The organism is Pseudomonas sp. WT-JTC, assembly GCF_056711565.1.
In genome coordinates this window covers 580,975-598,880 of sequence record NZ_CM160042.1, presented here as the reverse complement: position 1 = coordinate 598,880, position 17,906 = coordinate 580,975, and the positions used below count along the sequence as shown (strand labels likewise).

General features: G+C 60.4%; 16 protein-coding genes. 5 read left to right on the top strand and 11 right to left on the bottom strand.

What is annotated here, in order from left to right:
* Window positions 1–131 precede the first annotated feature (131 nt).
* From AC06G5_RS02610 to amaB, 8 genes are all read right to left on the bottom strand, one after another.
* Window positions 132–320 (bottom strand): hypothetical protein, encoded by a 189-nt coding sequence (locus AC06G5_RS02610; RefSeq protein WP_413425374.1) that lies wholly within the window; start codon window positions 318–320, stop codon window positions 132–134.
* A 354-nt stretch (window positions 321–674) separates the two neighbouring features.
* A complete protein-coding gene (locus tag AC06G5_RS02605) occupies window positions 675–1,391 on the bottom strand; it encodes an ABC transporter ATP-binding protein (RefSeq protein WP_008016858.1) in 717 nt (238 codons plus the stop codon).
* On the bottom strand, window positions 1,388–2,263 hold the full coding sequence (locus AC06G5_RS02600) for an ATP-binding cassette domain-containing protein (protein WP_111284314.1): 876 nt from the start codon (window positions 2,261–2,263) through the stop codon (window positions 1,388–1,390). The genes AC06G5_RS02605 and AC06G5_RS02600 overlap by 4 nt, the downstream gene beginning before the upstream one ends.
* Window positions 2,260–3,543 carry a high-affinity branched-chain amino acid ABC transporter permease LivM gene (gene livM / locus AC06G5_RS02595; protein ID WP_413425376.1) on the bottom strand — a complete coding sequence of 428 codons (1,284 nt, stop codon included), beginning with the start codon at window positions 3,541–3,543 and terminating at the stop codon, window positions 2,260–2,262. The genes AC06G5_RS02600 and livM overlap by 4 nt, the downstream gene beginning before the upstream one ends.
* Window positions 3,544–3,546: 3 nt before the next feature.
* Window positions 3,547–4,461 carry an ABC transporter permease subunit gene (locus tag AC06G5_RS02590; protein ID WP_008001868.1) on the bottom strand — a complete coding sequence of 305 codons (915 nt, stop codon included), beginning with the start codon at window positions 4,459–4,461 and terminating at the stop codon, window positions 3,547–3,549.
* A 239-nt stretch (window positions 4,462–4,700) separates the two neighbouring features.
* Window positions 4,701–5,834 (bottom strand): ABC transporter substrate-binding protein, encoded by a 1,134-nt coding sequence (locus AC06G5_RS02585; protein WP_111284308.1) that lies wholly within the window; start codon window positions 5,832–5,834, stop codon window positions 4,701–4,703.
* 366 nt (window positions 5,835–6,200) lie between these two features.
* On the bottom strand, window positions 6,201–7,484 hold the full coding sequence (amaA, locus tag AC06G5_RS02580; RefSeq protein WP_413425379.1) for an L-pipecolate oxidase: 1,284 nt from the start codon (window positions 7,482–7,484) through the stop codon (window positions 6,201–6,203).
* Window positions 7,485–7,637: 153 nt separating this feature from the next.
* Entirely contained in the window at window positions 7,638–9,128 is a 1,491-nt protein-coding gene (gene amaB, locus AC06G5_RS02575) for an L-piperidine-6-carboxylate dehydrogenase (RefSeq protein WP_413425381.1), read from the bottom strand.
* A gap of 174 nt (window positions 9,129–9,302) precedes the next feature.
* On the opposite strand from amaB, the gene AC06G5_RS02570 reads away from it, so the two are divergent.
* The 3 genes from AC06G5_RS02570 (at window position 9,303) to nadE (ending at window position 12,494) form a co-directional block, all read left to right on the top strand.
* Window positions 9,303–10,214, top strand: a complete 912-nt coding sequence (locus AC06G5_RS02570; RefSeq protein WP_413425383.1) for a LysR family transcriptional regulator — start codon at window positions 9,303–9,305, stop codon at window positions 10,212–10,214.
* A gap of 221 nt (window positions 10,215–10,435) precedes the next feature.
* The gene (pncB, locus tag AC06G5_RS02565; protein WP_480458947.1) at window positions 10,436–11,662 is read left to right on the top strand and encodes a nicotinate phosphoribosyltransferase; all 1,227 of its coding nucleotides are present in this window, start codon (window positions 10,436–10,438) and stop codon (window positions 11,660–11,662) included.
* Window positions 11,663–11,666: 4 nt separating this feature from the next.
* Window positions 11,667–12,494 carry an ammonia-dependent NAD(+) synthetase gene (gene nadE, locus AC06G5_RS02560; protein ID WP_413425387.1) on the top strand — a complete coding sequence of 276 codons (828 nt, stop codon included), beginning with the start codon at window positions 11,667–11,669 and terminating at the stop codon, window positions 12,492–12,494.
* Window positions 12,495–12,668: 174 nt separating this feature from the next.
* Here the strand turns inward: nadE and azu are convergent, their stop codons facing one another.
* Window positions 12,669–13,115, bottom strand: a complete 447-nt coding sequence (gene azu, locus AC06G5_RS02555; protein ID WP_008016873.1) for an azurin — start codon at window positions 13,113–13,115, stop codon at window positions 12,669–12,671.
* Window positions 13,116–13,472: 357 nt separating this feature from the next.
* Here azu and AC06G5_RS02550 point away from each other — a divergent pair, with 357 nt between their 5' ends.
* The gene (locus tag AC06G5_RS02550) at window positions 13,473–14,060 is read left to right on the top strand and encodes an LOG family protein (RefSeq protein WP_413425389.1); all 588 of its coding nucleotides are present in this window, start codon (window positions 13,473–13,475) and stop codon (window positions 14,058–14,060) included.
* Between the two features lie 68 nt (window positions 14,061–14,128).
* Window positions 14,129–14,308 (top strand): hypothetical protein, encoded by a 180-nt coding sequence (locus tag AC06G5_RS02545; protein ID WP_007973286.1) that lies wholly within the window; start codon window positions 14,129–14,131, stop codon window positions 14,306–14,308.
* 161 nt (window positions 14,309–14,469) lie between these two features.
* Here the strand turns inward: AC06G5_RS02545 and AC06G5_RS02540 are convergent, their stop codons facing one another.
* The gene (locus tag AC06G5_RS02540; protein WP_480458944.1) at window positions 14,470–15,360 is read right to left on the bottom strand and encodes a transglutaminase family protein; all 891 of its coding nucleotides are present in this window, start codon (window positions 15,358–15,360) and stop codon (window positions 14,470–14,472) included.
* On the bottom strand, window positions 15,360–17,846 hold the full coding sequence (locus AC06G5_RS02535) for a circularly permuted type 2 ATP-grasp protein (RefSeq protein WP_413425395.1): 2,487 nt from the start codon (window positions 17,844–17,846) through the stop codon (window positions 15,360–15,362). Before AC06G5_RS02535 ends, AC06G5_RS02540 begins: the two co-directional genes overlap by 1 nt.
* Window positions 17,847–17,906: the final 60 nt, after the last annotated feature.

The following is a 17,906-nucleotide window of genomic DNA, read 5'->3' as shown; positions in this document are numbered from 1 at the left end:
TCCACAGGCCGGTCCACAGTCTTTGGGGGCAAGTGGAAAAGCTGCAAGCCGCTATCCACAAGGCTTTGCGTGGGGTTTTAAAACTTTTTTGCTTGACCCTCAAGTACCGGCTGTGTAGCCCTTGGCCATTTTCATGACTGACGGGTCAAACCGGCGATGGCGCCAAGCCAGTAACCACGGCCTTCAGCCGAGTCTTTCCAGAGTTTAATCACAGACTTATCCACAGGCTTGTCCACGCTGATTCCGCACACTTTCATCACGAACAAAAAGGTTGACAAAGCAGCCTTGAAGTTGCGCAAAACTGCCTGATCAAAAAACAATCACAGCTCTGCAGGCCACGGATTCAAAGGCCTCCAGCCAGCTACTCCCACGTTATTCACAGCCGGCTCCACAGCAAACGGGGACAAGTCAAAACCGTGGCAAAACAACTATTTGCAGCGGCTTTATGTCGCGCTTCGGGAGCTTTGGAATATTGTTTTCCACAATTTCCCGGATCCCCCTGTAGGAGCGAGCATGCTCGCGAAGAGCGTCGGGATAATGCGGGCATTCAGGTAGCCCGCGTCATCGTTGACGACCATCGCGAGCATGCTCGGCTCCTACAGGAGGCGTGGTGTTCGGGATAAGAAAAAGCCCCGGCGATTGCTCGACGGGGCTGTGGGTATTTCAGAAAGGTATCAGTGCCCGCCGAGGTAGGCGTTGCGCACATCCTCGTTGACCAGCAGCTCCTTGCCGGTGCCGGTCATGCGGATTTCGCCGTTGACCATCACGTACGCCCGGTCCGACAGACGCAAGGCGTGGTTGGCGTTCTGCTCCACCAGGAAGATGGTCATGCCGGTCTTGGCCAGTTCACGCAGGGTCGCGAAGATCTGCTTCACCACGATCGGCGCCAGGCCCAGGCTCGGCTCATCCAGCAGCAGCAACTTGGGCCGGCTCATCAGGGCCCGGGCGATGGCGAGCATCTGCTGCTCGCCGCCGGACATGGTCATCGCCCGCTGGGTACGCCGCTCTTCGAGCCGCGGGAACAGCTCGAACATGCGTTGCATGTCTTCCTTGGCGTACTTGTCACCGATCGGGATAGTGCCCATCAGCAGGTTTTCCTCGACTGTCATGTCGGGGAACACCCGCCGCCCTTCCGGCGACTGCGCGATGCCGTTGGAGGCGATGTAGTGGGACGACTTGTGAGTAATGTCCACGCCCTGATAAAGGATCTGCCCGTCGGCTGCCCGTGGCTGGCCGAAGATCGACATCAGCAGGGTCGACTTGCCGGCACCGTTGGAGCCGATCAGGCTGACAGTTTCGCCTTCCTTGATGTGCAGCGAGACTTTCTTCAAGGCCTGGATCGGCCCGTAAAACACATCCAGTTCCTTGAGTTCGAGGATGGGTTGGCTCATAGCACCACTTCCTCTTCATCGGCGCCCAGGTAGGCCGCAATCACTTTCGGATCGTTACGAATCGCATCGGGGCCGCCCTCGGCGATGACGATGCCGTGGTCCAGCACCACGATGTGGTCGGAAATGCTCATTACCATGCCCATGTCGTGTTCGATCAGCACCACGGTCAGATCGTGCTCGTCGCGCAGCAGCCGGATCATCGCGCTCAGCGCTTCGGTTTCCTGAGGGTTGAGGCCGGCAGCCGGCTCGTCGAGGCAGATGATCTGCGGACGGGTGCACATGGCGCGGGCGATTTCCAGGCGGCGTTGCTGACCGTAGGACAGCTCACCGGCCAGGCGATTGGCGCAGTCCACCAGATCCACCACTTCCAGCCAGTAGAACGCGTGGTCCAGCGCATCGCTTTCGGCCTTGCGATAGCCCTTGGTGTTGAGGATGCCGGCCAGCATGTTGCGGTTGACCCACATGTGCTGGGCCACCAGCAGGTTTTCCAGCACCGACATTTCCTTGAACAGGCGAATGTTCTGGAAGGTCCGAGCCAGCCCGGCACGGTTCACCAGGTGGGTGCCGCCGAACGCCTTGTAGAACAGCCGACTGGCGAAGGATTTCGGCGAGACGAAATCGGTCGGCTTGAACGATTCGCCCAGCAATTTGATGACGTTGGTCTGCTGACCACGCACATTGAGTTCGATTTTGCCGCCGGTAGCCTTGTAGAACCCGGTCAGGCAGTTGAACACCGTGGTTTTGCCGGCGCCGTTGGGCCCGATCAGGGCGAAGATCGAATTGCGGTGGACTTTCAGGCTGACATCGTTCAACGCCTTGATGCCGCCGAAGTGCATCATCAGCTTTTCGACACTGAGTACGACTTCGCTCATGGCGCTACTCCTTTACGCGGGGTCACACCGGTACGGCTGATCCGAATCAGGCCGCGCGGTCGCCAGATCATCATCAACACCATCAGGATGCCGAACAGCAGCACGCGGTATTCGGCGAAGCCACGCAGCAGTTCCGGAGCCACGGTCAGCACGAATGCCGCAATGACGACGCCTATGGTCGAGCCCATGCCGCCGAGTACCACGATGGCAAGGATCAGCGCCGATTCGAAGAAGGTGAACGACGTCGGGTTGACGAAGCCCTGGTAAGTGGCGAAGAACACCCCGGCCAGACCAGCCGTCGAAGCGCCGATGGTGAACGCCGAGAGCTTGACCAGTACATGGTTCAGGCCCATGGAGCGGCAAGCGATTTCGTCTTCACGCAGCGCTTCCCAGGCACGGCCGACCGGCATGCGGGTCAGGCGGTGCTTGATGTGCAGCACGGCCAGGACCACCAGGAACAACACGGCGTAGATGAAGTAGTACTTCACATCAGGGTTGTAGGCGATGCCGAAGAACTCATGGAACGGCACCCCGCCCTCTTTCGCCCTTTTGCCGAACTCGATGCCGAAGAAGGTTGGCAACGGCGCTGCCATGCCATTCGGGCCGCCGGTCAGGGACAGCCAGTTATTGAGGATCAACCGGATGATTTCACCGAAGCCCAGGGTCACGATCGCCAGGTAGTCACCGTGCAAACGCAACACCGGGAAACCGAGGATGCAACCGGCCAGGCCGGCGGTAATTGCAGCCAGAGGCAACACCGTCCAGAAACCCAGCCCCAGGTACTGATAACCGAGCGCCAGGCCGTAGGCGCCGATGGCGTAGAACGCCACGTAACCCAGGTCGAGCAGGCCGGCCAGGCCGACCACGATGTTCAAACCCAGCCCCAGCAATACGTAGATCAGCCCGAGGATAACCACGCCCAGCAGGTAGGAGTTGGAGAAAAACGGGAACACCACGGCGATGGCAATCATCAGCGGGATGATCCAGCGCAACCGGGATTTGTAATCAGGCGCCAGTACATGAACCCCGGAGCCGGTGCTTTCAAAGCCTTCGAGAATTCTCAGGCCCTTTGGGGTTTGCAGGAACAGGCTCAAGGCAAAACGACCGGCCATGACGATAGCGACAATCCAGGCCACCCGGGTCGCTTCCAGGTTGAAGCCATAGCCATCGAGGACGATGCCGACAATCGGGCCGAATACAATCAGGGCCACGAGGCCGGCAAGAATCGCGTCAACCAGGCTTTTTTTGAGATCAATGGTTATTTTAGTGGTTGAAGACATCGCTTACACCTTCGACACAAGAGGACGGCCGAGCAGGCCCTGGGGCCGAAAGACCAGAACGAGAACCAGCAGCGAGAAGCTGAAGACGTCTTTGTAGTCCGAGTTGACCAGACCTGAGAACAGCGACTCGGAGATGCCGAGGATGATCCCGCCGAGCATGGCGCCAGGCAGCGAGCCAATCCCGCCGAGCACCGCTGCGGTGAACGCCTTGATGCCGATGACGAAGCCTGCATAGAAGTCGAACGTGCCGTAGTTCATGGTAATCAGCACACCGGCCAGGGCTGCCATCGCTGCACCGATAATGAACACGTAGGAAATGATGCGGTCGGTGTTGATCCCCAGGATCGAGGCCATCTTGCGGTCTTGCTGGGTCGCGCGGCACATGCGGCCGAGCTTGGTGTATTTGATGACATAGGTCAGCAGGCCCATCCCGACAAACGCTGCGACCAGAATGAAGATCTTGGTGTAAGTGAGCTGGACGAAGCCGGTCCCGACTTCTACTCGCCATGCACCCGTCAGCAGTGTCGGAACGCCTTGTTGGCGGGCACCCTGGGCGATCTGTGCATAGTTTTGCAGGATCAGCGAAATCCCGATGGCGCTGATCAGCGGTGCCAGCCGGGTGGAGTTACGCAGGGGTTTGTAGGCAACACGCTCGATGACCCAGCCATACACCGCCGTGACGACGATGGTGAAGATCAGTGTACCGAGCATCAACAGGGGGAAGGATTCAATACCGAAGTATGCCAGCAGAGCCAGACTGATTGCCGCGAGGTAAGCGGAAATCATGTAAACCTCGCCGTGGGCGAAGTTGATCATGCCGATGATGCCATAGACCATTGTGTAGCCGATGGCGATCAGGCCATAGACCGACCCGAGGGTCAGGCCGTTGACCAGTTGCTGCAGGAAAATACCATCCATAACGCAATCTCACGCAATGAGAACCTGCACATGTGGCTGTGCGGTTCTTCTAAGGAAAATACAGATTTACGTCGGAGCAATGTCAGCCACGATCAGGCAGCCCATCACCGCCCCCTGTAGGAGCTGGCTTGCCAGCGAAAGCGGTGTATCAGCCAACATTGATGTCGACTGATCTGGCGCATTCGCGGGCAAGCCCGCTCCTACAAGGGATCAGTGGGCTCAGCCGATCAGGTCAGCCCTTACTTCTGTTTTTCCAGTTGGTGGTATTTGCCGTCCTTGTCCCACTGGTAAACCACGTAGTCGGAGACTTTCAGGTCGCCCTTGCTGTCCCAGGTCTTCTCGCCCATGACGGTCTTGACCGGGTTGGCTTTCAGCCATTTGGCAGCGTCTTCGCCCTTGTTGGACTTGGCGCCATTGAAGGCTGCGGCCAGGGTCTGAACCGAGGCGTAGGCGTACAGGGTGTAGCCTTCAGGTTCGGTGCCGGCCTTGCGGAAGGCGTCTACCACGGTCTTGCTGTCTGGCAGCAGACGTGGGTCGGCGCCGAAGGTCATCAGTACGCCATCAACGTTCTGTGGGCCACCGGCGGTGGTCACCAGTTCGTCCGTCACGATGCCGTCATCGGACATGAACTTGACGTCCTTGAGGCCCTGTTCACGCAGTTGCCGAACCAGTGGACCGGCTTCCGGGTGCAAGCCGCCGAAGTAGACCACGTCGGCACCGGCCGCACGGATCTTGGTGACGACGGCGCTGAAGTCTTTCTCGCCGCGGGTCAGACCCTCGTACAGCACCGGCTTCACGCCGCGTTTTTCCAGCTGAGCCTTGGTTGCGTCCGCCAGGCCCTGACCGTAGGTGTCCTTGTCGTGCAGTACGGCGACTTTCTTGCCCTTGAGCACGTCGACGACATAGTCGCCTGCCACGATACCTTGCTGGTCGTCACGCCCGCACATGCGGAACATGGCACTCAGGCCGCGCTCGGTCACCTTGGGGTTGGTGGAACCCGGGGTGATCGTGATGATGCCGGCTTCGTCGTAGATCTCGGAAGCAGGGATGGTGGACGAGGAACAGAAGTGACCTACTACGCCAGCGACTTTCTTTTCGGTCAGGTCCTTGGCGACCGTCACAGCCTGTTTCGGTTCGCAGGCATCATCGCCCTTGACCAGTACGATTTTTTCCCCGTTCACGCCGCCCGCTGCGTTCACCGCATCGGCCGCTGCCTGTGCACCCTTCATGTACTGCTCGCCAAATGCCGCGTTGGCGCCTGTCATCGGGCCCGCCACACCGATTTTCACGTCAGCTTGTGCAAATGCAGAAACACCCAGCGCAGTTGCCACTGCGAGAGCCAGAAAGCCTTTCTTGTAAAACGTATGGGACATGAGGTGGTGCTCCATGGTTTTTTTTTAATTGGCACTGCGACTTCACTGAATGCTCAGAGCAAGGGCCGTGCCATCGGTTTTTTATTCTGAAAAAAGTCGCTGCTTTCTTGTTATTTCGACTGTTTCGGGCCCATTTTCATTGGGCGTGCAACCGTCTAAACCGCGGAAGGTAAAACCATTATTTTTTTGAGGCGCAACCCGCCTGCGCCATCATTGCAACCGCGGCATTAAACGACGTGCAACCAGCCTGTAACAACGTGCGTCACCGAAGTGCACACTGCTGGTGCGGGGACTGCTACAACCCGCACCATTGACAGGCTAGCTGCAGATCGAAAAAGCGCCGCTTCCCGCTGCAAAAATCAACATTCAGATCACGATCCGCAGGCACTGGCCTGCGTGATACAGCGAGAATCCCGCCTCATACAGACAGCTGCGCAACCCCACCCCGGCCAGTGGCTGCATGGGGGCAAAGGGGATCGGTAGCGCTTGAGGATTTCCGTTACACAGGTAGTCGGCAAAGGCCTTGCCGACCACCGTCCCCGTGGTCACGCCCCGCCCGTTGTAACCGGTGACGGCCACCAGACCGGGCGCAGGTTCGAACAGGCGCATCAAATGATCGGGGGTGAAGGCGATGCGACCGGTCCAGGTGCACTCCCACTCCACCGGCTTGAGGTACGGGAAATAGTGTCGTTGTACCCGATCGGCCCAGGCCTTGAGAAACCAGGCCGGTTTCTGATTGCCATTACCGAGGCTACCCAGCAGCAGCCTTCCGTCTTTATCCCGACGGATGCTGCTCAGGACCTGGCGGGTGTCCCAGGAACCCTGGCCGCCGGGAAGAATCTGCCGGGCGGCCTCTTCGGTCAGCGGGACCGAGGCCACCTGATAGTAATAACCGGGGAAAAAATTGCGTCGCAGCTCCGTCCAGTCGCCTTCGGTGTAGGCATTGGAGGCAATCACCACTTTCTCGGCCATGACCGAACCCTGGGCGGTTTGCACTGACCAGCGCTGACCCTGGCGTTCGAGCCGGGTGACCGGAGAATGATCGAACAACTGCCCGCCCAGACCGATGGCCGCCTTGGCCAGCCCGGTGGTGTAGGCCATCGGGTTAAGCGTGCCGGCACGGCGATCGAGCAGCGCGGCGGCAATCTTTTGGGTGCCCGTGGCCTGCTCGCAAGCCTGACCGGTCAACAATTCCACCGGCGCCCCGCGGCGTTTCCATTGCTCTTCACGACTGCGCAAGTCGGCCTCGCCACGGGCGTTGTGCGCCATGTGCAGCGTGCCCTCGCGGCGCAGCTGGCAATCGATGTCGTACTTGTCCACCAGGCTGAACACCAGGGATGGCGCCGCGCCCAGCATGCGGTTGAGCTGGCTGCCGACTTGCGTGCCGAACCCGGCTTCGATCTCGTCCGGGGGAATCCACATCCCGGCATTGACCAGCCCGACGTTGCGCCCCGAACCACCGTGGCCGGCGCGATGGGCCTCCAGTACACAAACGGTCTTGCCTTGCTCCAGCAGATGCACCGCCGCCGACAAACCGGTAAAACCGGCGCCGATGACGCAGACATCCACCGTGACCTCACCCTTGAGGGCCGAATTGTCCGGCCTTTGCGGCGTCAGTTTTTCCCACAGACACTCTTCGCGTAACGGCATTGCCAGACTCCAACAGAAACCTAACCAACACATCATTCAACTGTAGGAGCGAGCTTGCTCGCGATGGACGCCAACGATAACGCGTGCTTGCTGCATAAACGCGTTGCCTTGACGTTTTTCGCGAGCAAGCTCGCTCCTACAGGGGATCACCGATCAGTCGAACGTGATGCCCTGCGCCAACGGCAACTCCAGCGAATAGTTCACGGTGTTGGTCTGGCGGCGCATGTAGCCGCGCCATGCATCGGAGCCGGATTCACGACCACCGCCGGTTTCTTTCTCGCCACCGAATGCGCCGCCGATTTCCGCGCCGCTCGGGCCGATGTTGACGTTGGCGATGCCGCAGTCGCTGCCCACCGCCGACATGAACTGCTCGGCTTCACGCACGTCGGTGGTGAAGATGCACGAGGACAGGCCTTGTGGCACGGCGTTGTTCAGGCGCAGGGCCTCCTGGAAATCGCTGTAACCGACCACGTACAGGATCGGGGCGAAGGTTTCGTGACAGACCACGTCGCTCTGCTCCGGCATTTCGACGATGGCCGGCGACACGTAGTAGGCATTCGGGAATTTGTCTTCCAGCTGACGCTGGCCGCCGAACACCCGACCGCCTTCGCTCAGGGCCTGTTCCAGCGCGTCCTGCATGTTGTCGAAGCTTTGCTTGTCGATCAGCGGACCGACCAGATTGCCTTCCAGCGGATGGCCGATGCGTACTTTCGAGTACGCGGCTTTCAGGCGAGTGACGATTTCTTCTTTCACCGACTCATGCGCAATCAGGCGACGCAGGGTGGTGCAGCGCTGACCGGCGGTGCCCACGGCGCTGAACAGGATCGCGCGAACGGCCATGTCCAGGTCGGCGCTCGGGCCGAGGATCATCGCGTTGTTGCCGCCCAATTCCAGAATGCTGCGGGCGAAGCGTGCGGCGATTTTCGGCGCCACTTCGCGCCCCATGCGGGTGCTGCCGGTAGCGCTGACCAACGCGACACGCGGGTCATCGACCAGCGCTTCGCCAGCATCGCGACCGCCGATGATGACCTGGCTCAGGTGTGCAGGTGCATCGCTGAAGTTCTTCAGCACGCGGTCGAACAGCGCCTGACAGGCCAGGGCGGTCAGCGGGGTTTTTTCCGACGGTTTCCAGATCACCGGATTACCGCAGACCAGCGCCAGCGTGGCGTTCCAGGCCCAGACCGCTACCGGGAAGTTGAAGGCGCTGATCACCCCGACGACGCCCAGCGGATGCCAGGTTTCGCGCATGTGGTGGCCTGGACGCTCGGAAGCGATGGTCAAGCCGTACAACTGGCGGGACAGGCCGACGGCGAAATCGCAGATGTCGATCATTTCCTGAACTTCACCCAGTCCTTCCTGAGTGATCTTGCCGGCTTCCCAGGAAACCAGTTCGCCGAGGTCGGCCTTGTATTCGCGCAGAATGTCGCCCAGTTGACGCACCAATTCGCCACGGCGCGGTGCCGGGACTTTACGCCACAGTTCGAACGCATGATCTGCGCGACTGATGTGCTGCTCGACTTCAGCCGCGCCTTCCCAGTTCACGGCGGCGATCCTGCTGCCATCGATCGGCGAATGCACCGGCACTTTGCCGTTCTGGTACAGGGCCGGATTCACACCTAGACGATCAAGCAATGCGGCAACCATGGGTCACTCCTCAAGCAAAAGACAGAACACGTGCAGCCGGAAAATCACGGCTGATCAGACCTGTAGTTTTAGCTGCCCGGAGGTTACTCAACAAACGACCTTTAAGAGAGATATCATTCCGTTTATTCATGCTGTGCATTGCTGGCAATAAGAAACAAGAACCAAGGACCGCCCATGCTGAATAAACGCTACTTGCCATCGATCGCTGCGTTGCAGTGCTTCGAAGCCGTCACCCGGCACTTGAGCTTCACCCGGGCCGCCGAAGAGCTGAACCTGACCCAAAGCGCCGTGAGCAAACAGGTCGCGCAACTCGAAGAGTTGTTGCAGCACCTGCTGTTTCGCCGGGTGCGCCGCCGCCTGCAGATGACGCCGGCTGGCGATCTGTACCTGGTTGAGGTGCGAAAAATCCTCACTCAGGTCGAGATGTCGACCCATTACCTGCGTTCCTACGGTGGCGAAACAGAAGTCCTGCGGGTTTCGACGCCCCCCACCTTCGGCGCGCGCTGGCTGGTGCCGCGCCTGAAAGGCTGGCGCTTGCGGCACCCGTCGATCCACCTGGACCTGTGCAGCGAGCAGGAAGCCGACGATCTGCTGCAAGGTCGCAGCGACCTGGCGTTCTACTTCGGCCAGGGCTCACGGCCCGGTACCGAATGCCTGAAGCTGTTCGGCGAAGAGTTGGTGCCGGTGTGCGCCCCCGGCAGCCTGCCGGACACGCCATTTACCGATCCGACGCAACTGACCGACCTGGTCCTGCTGCAAAACGCTTCCCGCCCCCAGGCCTGGCACGACTGGTTCGACCACCAGGGCTACCACACCGAGCACAGCTACCACGGCCCGCGTTTCGAAACCTTCTACATGTGCATCCGCGCCGCCCAGGTTGGCTGCGGCGTGGCGCTGCTGCCACGGTTTCTGGTGGAAGAGGAACTGGCCGACGGCAAGCTGGTCATTCCCTGGCAGCATGCAATGCCCAGCAGCGATGCCTATTACCTGGCATACCCGGAGCACTCGGCGGAAGTGCCCAAGGTGCGGGACTTTGTGAAGTGGATGCTGGAGCAGATAGACAGCCCCGAGATCTCGCAAATTTAGCGTTGCACGCTGTACCTGTGGGAGCGGCGGTGCGGCGATCCGACTTGCTCGCGAAAGCGGTGTGTCAGTCACCGTAAATGTTGAACGAGAAGCCGCCTTCGCGAGCAAGCCCGCTCCCACAGGGTTCTGTTGCGAACCAAAAAATTGCTGGCAATCCCTGCCACCGATATGCGCCACTAGCGCCATTGATCAATACCGCTGCAACGCTGGAGATTCCCGTTATGAGCGAGAGTGTGTTTGCCGATCGCATCGTGCAGAACCTGCTCGACACCGACTTCTACAAACTGACGATGATGCAGGCGGTGCTGCACAACTACCCGAACGTCGAAGTCGAATGGGAGTTTCGTTGCCGTAACAGCGAGGACTTGCGCCCCTACCTGGCGGAAATCCGTTTCCAGATCGAGCGCTTGGCCGAGTTGAGCCTGAGCTCCGATCAATTGAGCTTTCTGGAGCGCATCAGCTTCCTGAAGCCGGATTTCCTGCGTTTCCTCGGGTTGTTTCGCTTCAACCTGCGCTATATCCACACCGGCATCGAAAACGGTCAGCTGTTTATCCGCCTGCGGGGCCCCTGGCTGCATGTGATCCTGTTCGAAGTACCGCTGCTGGCGCTGGTCAGCGAGGTGCGCAACCGCTATCGCTACCGCGAAGTCGTGCTGGAGCGGGCCCGCGAGCAGCTCTACCGCAAGTTCGACTGGCTGAGCGCCAACGCCAGCAGTGATGAGTTGTCCGAATTGCAGGTGGCCGACTTCGGCACCCGCCGTCGCTTCTCGTATCGCGTGCAGGAAGAAGTGGTGAATGTGCTCAAGCACGATTTCCCCGGACGCTTCGTCGGCACCAGTAACGTGCACCTGTCCCGGGAGCTGGACATGAAACCGCTGGGCACCATGGCCCACGAATGGATCATGGCGCACCAGCAACTCGGCCCCCGGCTGATCGACAGCCAGATCGCCGCACTCGATTGCTGGGTCCGCGAATACCGTGGCCTGCTGGGGATCGCCCTGACCGATTGCATCACCATGGATGCCTTCCTCGGCGACTTCGATCTGTTTTTCGCCAAGCTTTTCGACGGTTTGCGCCACGACTCGGGCGATCCGGTGGTCTGGGCGGAAAAAGCCATTGCCCACTATCACAAGCTCGGCATCGACCCGATGAGCAAGACGCTGACCTTCTCCGACAGCCTGACCCTGCCCAAGGCCCTGGAGATATTCCGGGCGTTGCGCGGTCGGATCAATGTCAGCTTCGGCATCGGCACCAACCTGACCTGTGATATTCCGGGTGTCGAACCGATGAGCATCGTGCTTAAAATGAGCGCCTGCAACGACCAGCCGGTGGCAAAGATTTCCGACGAGCCAGGCAAGACGCACTGCAAAGACCCGAATTTCGTCGCTTACTTGCGACACGTTTTCCAAGTACCTGCCGCCCTTTCAAGTACATCAAGCAAGGAGTGAATTCATGCAAGCCGTACAGCGTGAGATTGCTGAACAGCTCAAGGTCCAACCGCCATTCGCCGACGAAGCCGCCCTCGAGGCCGAAGTCGCCCGGCGGGTGACCTTCATCCAGGACTGCCTGGTCAACTCCGGGCTCAAGACCCTGGTATTGGGCATCAGTGGCGGTGTCGACTCCCTGACCGCTGGCCTGCTGGCCCAACGTGCCATCCGTGAACTGCGCCAGCGCAGCGGTGATGCCGCCTACAAATTCATCGCCGTGCGCCTGCCCTACGAAACCCAGTTCGATGAGCACGACGCCCAGGCTTCGGTGGATTTCATCAAGCCGGACGAGCGCCACACCGTGAACATCGGCCCGGCGGTCAAATCCCTGGCCAATGAAGTGGCGGCCTTTGAAGGCAAACATGCGGTGTCGGTGGATTTCGTGCTCGGCAACACCAAGGCGCGCATGCGCATGGTCGCCCAGTACACCATCGCCGGCGCGACCCATGGACTGGTGATCGGCACCGATCACGCGGCAGAAGCGGTGATGGGTTTCTTCACCAAGTTCGGTGACGGCGCCTGCGACCTGGCGCCACTGAGTGGCCTGGTGAAAAACCAGGTCCGCGCCATCGCCCGCAGCTTCGGCGCGCCGGAGTCGCTGGTGGAGAAAGTCCCGACCGCCGACCTTGAAGACCTGTCGCCCGGCAAACCGGACGAAGCTTCCCACGGCGTGACCTATGCCGAGATCGATGCGTTCCTGCACGGCAATCCGGTGCGCGAGGAAGCATTCAGGATCATTTGCGACACCTACAACAAGACCCATCACAAGCGCGTGATGCCGTTTGCACCTTGAGGTGTGAGTGAATGAAAAAGCCCGCTGAAGTGTTGAGCTTCAGCGGGCTTTTCTTTGGCCAGAACATGCGTTGATGCTTCTGGCCCCTTCGCGAGCAAGCCCGCTCCCACAGGTACTGTGTTGTCCCTGTGGGAGCGGGCTTGCTCGCGAAGAACGATGACGCGGTGTGCCTGATTACTTCAGGGTCACGGTACCTTTCATCATCGAGATGTGGCCCGGGAACGAGCAGAAGAAACCGTATTTTTCAGCGGCATCCAGCTTCGACACGTCGAAGGTCACCGAGTCGGTTTCATTGGCGCCGATGATCTTGGTGTGGGCGATCACGCGGGCGTCGCCTTCCTTCAGGTAGTTCTTGTCGATGCCGGCGCTCAGGCCGTCGGTGGCGATCGGCTGCATGTCGGCTTCTTTGCTCAGCACCCAGTTATGGCCCATGACGTTCTTCGGCAAGCTGCCGGAGTGCTTGAGTTCCACGGTAAACGTCTTACAGCTCTTGTCGATTTCAATGGCCTTCGTGTCGAAAGACATCTGGTCGGTGGAGTCGACGGTGACTTTGCACTCTGCAGCCATCAATTGGCTGCTGGCCAGTGTCAGCAGGGATACAGCAACAAGTTTGGCAAACATGGTGAATCTCCAAGGCAGGGTTAGCAGAAATGCGAATGGACAGAAGACTGCCTGAAAACTTCGCAAGTTCATATGACTTGAATCAAAAATTGTATACAACTTTCGGGCTATGGGCACGATGCAAACAATCTACCGGCCAGGCGTCTGGTCCGGCCCTATCATCAGGCCGTCCCCCCCTCTCCACCCAAAAAAGCCGGAGCACTGATCATGTCCATCAACAGCCTGTTGTGCAGTTTGCTCGCCGCCTACGCCTGCGGCGCCAGCGGAACGTACGAAACGCCGAAACACGAAGTCTAGCCCTTGGAGGGCCGTGCGCATGCCTTTACTCTGTGGCCCTGATCGACCAAGGAGCAAGGCATGTCTTTAACATCCGTTTGTGTATTTTGTGGTGCCAGCACCGGCACCAACCCGGCTTACCATGAAGCAGCCGTGGCTCTTGGCCGGGCTTTGGCCGAACGCAAGCTGACCCTGGTGTACGGCGGTGGCGCCGTGGGCCTGATGGGCATTGTCGCTGATGCGGCCCTGGCGGCCGGCGGTGAAGTGATCGGCATCATCCCGCAAAGCCTCAAGGACAAGGAAATCGGCCACAGCGGCCTGACTCGCCTGGAAGTCGTTGATGGCATGCACGCGCGCAAGGCCCGGATGGCCGAGCTCAGTGATGCCTTTATCGCGCTGCCCGGTGGCCTTGGCACCCTCGAAGAACTGTTCGAAGTCTGGACCTGGGGCCAGCTCGGCTACCACGGCAAACCGTTGGGTTTGCTGGAGGTGAACGGTTTCTACAGCAAATTGACGTCTTTTCTCGATCACATCGTCGGCGAAGGCTTCGTTCGCGGGCAGCACCGTGACATGCTGCAAGTGAGCGAGTCGCCGCAAACCCTGCTCGATGCCCTGGATGCCTGGCAACCGTCCATAGCGCCAAAATGGGCCGAGCAAAAACCCAGCTAACGGCTCGACACCGATACAGGGCAGAATATGCGCCGCTCAACCTCACCTTCGACCCCAGAGGATCGCCCATGGCCAAACCTAATTACTCCTTCGCCAAACGTCAGAGAGACTTGGCCAAGGAGCAGAAGAAAGAGGAAAAGCTTCAGCGCAAGAAAGCTACAGCTGAAGAAGCTGCCCTGAACCCTGAGGGTGAAGTGGCGGCAGAAGATGATGTTGATGCACCGAAAGACTCGGCGCCCGACGCCTGAGAACCTCCGGGCCGGTTGATCTGATCCGGCCCACCGGATCTGTGTCCGTGTAGGAGCGAGCTTGCTCGCGAAGATATCGAAGACAGCGCGTTTTTCCAGACAGGACGCGTCATCGTTGACGTCCATCGCGAGCAAGCTCGCTCCTACAGGGTGGATCGTTGTTATTCCAGTGGCATCACCGTTACCCGAACTTCCGGGTCGTGGTTCCCTCCTCCCAGTATTACCCCCCGCAATGGCGACACATCGGAAAAATCCCGGCCCCAGGCCAGGGTGATGTGCTCCAGCGCCGGTTGCACATTGTTGGTCGGGTCGAAATCTACCCACCCCAGCACCGGGCAAAACACCGATACCCAGGCGTGAGACGCATCAGCACCAATCAGCCGTGGCTGGCCCGGCGGTGGCTGGGTCAGCAAATAGCCGCTGATGTACCGTGCCGCCAACCCACGGGAGCGCACGCAAGCGAGCATCAGGTGAGCAAAGTCCTGACAGACCCCGCGTCGGCGCTCCAGCACCTCTACCAGCGGCGTCGCCACCTGTGTCGCTTCGGCATCGAAGGTGAACTCGCTGAAGATTTTCTCCATCAGCGCCTGCACGCCGAGTAGCAACGGTCGACCCGCCGGGAAGCAACTTTCGGAAAACTCCACGAAGTTTTTCTTCAAATGCACATACGGCGATTCAAACCGGTATCGGCAGGCTTCCAGCAATTGAGGCGACAGCGGCTGGCTGCTGTAGGTCAGCGCACTTCGTGTGCCTTCCCACGCCGGAGACCGGCTGAAGTCCGACACAGGTCGGGGCAACACTTCGATCGTGAGGCTGGCGTTGACCAGCAGTTCATCGTGGGGACGCTCGAACGCCAGCCGGGTCAGCGGGTTGCCGAATACATCCAGTTCATCGCGACGCGAGGTCGGCTGCGGACTGATCTGCAACTGCCGGTCGGTGCAGCGCTGCAATTCACAAGGCCGCGGCCACAAATGCGCCAGTTGCTGGGCCAGGGACACCGGGCTGTCGTAGTGATAATGGGTGTCGTGGAAAATCTGGTAGTGAGCGCTCATCAGACGGACACCGTGCGCTGGCTGACATCGTCGACATGGGCGAAGTGTCGCAGCGCCAGGCGATCGGAAACCTGCCCGCTGGCGTCAGCGATCTCTTGCAGCAGCGCGGCCAGCCCCTCGATGGCGGCGCGAACACTCGCGTCACCGAACAGCGGGTTTTCCAGGCAGCCCAGATCGAATCGCGCCAGACGCTCGACCAATTGCGGCAGTGCGGCTTCGCGCGGCACCGCAAAGTCATCATTGAGGCGCTTGAGGGTGCGCGTCACCAGTTTCAACTGGAACAACACGGCGTGAGGGTTCTGCTCGTCGAGCAACAACAGGTCGAGCACCGGGATCAGCTGCGCCACCGCCAGGTAGCGAGAACGGTAGGTGATACTGCTGTTGCCCAGTTCCAGCAACCATTCCAGCCCGGCCTGATCGAAAGCCCCGGCACCCCGCAGGAACGCCGCCAGGCTGCCGCTGAGAAATTGCAGTCGCTCGAGCCGCCGGCCAATCATCAGGAAACGCCAGCCTTCGTCCCGGGTCATGTCATCCAGGGCAAAGCCGGACAGCGCCGCCAGGGACATCACCAGACGGTTGAGGAAGTCCAGCAACTCGCCGAAATCCGGCTCTTCGGTTTCCAGCTCCATGGCTTCACGCTGCAACTCCACCAGCGCCTGCCAGTTTTCCCGCGAGAGCTTGCCGCGCACTTGCGAAGCCGCCCATTGCAAGCGTTGCAGGTTGGAACGCAGGCTGAACGGCCAGTCATCGCCGAGCAGCGCCGCCAACAGACGTTCCGGCAATTCACCCTCATCGGGCAGCAGCATCAGCCGCTCGCCCAGATCCACCGCCGCCTGCAGGGCTTGCGGGTCGTCGCCATCGACATAGCGCGCCAGCATGATGCGCAGCAAACGGGCACTGTCGTCGCAACGTTCGCAGTAACGACCGAACCAGAACAGGTTTTCCACCACCCGCGATGGCAGGTACGGATCGCGCCGCACCAGGTCATGCACACCGATGTTGCGTTGGGCCTTCCATTGCTCGCCGCTGGGCGCACGATCGCCCAGCACCCAGGTGTCCTTGCTGGCGCCGCCGCGCTGCATCGACACCACTTCGGCATCGGCCTGGGCGGCGACCCGGGTCAAGCCACCGGGCAGCACCCGATATCCCTCGCGGCTGGCGACCGCATACACGCGCATGCCGATGGCACGGGGTTGCAACTGACCGTCTTCGGCTTGCCAGATCGGCGCCTGAGACAATTGCGCAAGTTCTTGCGCCACATAAGCGTATGGCCGTGCCTGCATGCGCTCGGCGAGCTCCTGGCGCTGTTTTTCACTCAAGTCACGGCCAAATACCGGTGCAAAGCTCTGGGACGGAAACGCCGGCTTGATCAGCAGTTCCGGCAGTTTTTCCAGGGCCTGGGCCAATACCGGCGCCTCGCCGCACCACCAGGTGGCGATGGACGGCAGGATCAGTTCTTCGCCGAACAGGAATTGATTGATCTTCGGCAGGAAACCCAACAGACCGGGCGACTCCAGCACACCGCTGCCCAGAGCGTTGGCCACCAGCACCCGCCCCTGCCGCACAGCCTCAAGCAGCCCCGGCACCCCCAGGGCCGAGTCGGTACGCAGCTCCAGCGGGTCGCAGAAATCATCGTCGAGCCGGCGCATGATCGCGTGGACCCGGCGCAGGCCACTGAGGGTCTTCAGGTAGACCGTGGCGTCGCGCACCGTCAGGTCGCCGCCCTCCACCAGTGGGTAGCCAAGCTGTCGAGCGAGGTACAGATGTTCAAAATAGCTTTCGTTGAAACGCCCCGGCGTCAGTAGCACGACCAGTGGCGCGTCCCCGTCACTCGGGGCCTGACGAGCCAGCGTTTCCTGCAAGGTGCGGAAGAACCCGGCCAGGTGTTGCACTTTCAGATCGCGGTACAACTCGGGAAAGGCCCGGGACACAATCGTGCGGTTTTCCAGCGCATACCCGGCACCCGAAGGCGCCTGGGTACGATCCGCCGTGACCCACCAGCGGCCATCGGGTGTGCGCGCCAGATCCACGGCATACAGATGCAGAAAGACCCCGTCAGGCGGGCTGATGCCCTGACAGGGCCAAAGAAAATTATTGTGACCGAACACCAGTTCCGCCGGCAGCAACCCCTCGGCAATCAGGCGCTGTGGCCCGTACAGGTCAGCCAGCACGGCATTGAGCAACCTGGCCCGTTGTGCGATGCCGACCGCCAGGCGCTCCCACTCATCATCAGCGATGATATGCGGCAGCAGGTCCAGCTCCCATGGCCGGTCAGCGCCCTTGGGATCGGCATAAACGTTATAGGTAACGCCGTTTTCCTGAATCTGCCGGGTCAGCAGGGCCTGACGCTGCACCAATTGCGCCGGCGTGCTGCGTTGCAACTGCTCGAACAGCCGGCGCCAGTGCGGGCGCACGGCGCCACAGTCGTCGAGCAGTTCATGATAGGTGCCCGCCGTCAGCGGGTAGCGGTCTAGCAGGTCAGGCATGGAAAGCTCGGCAGACAGCAATGAATGGTCAGACTAACGCAGGCTCGTGACGCCCGGATA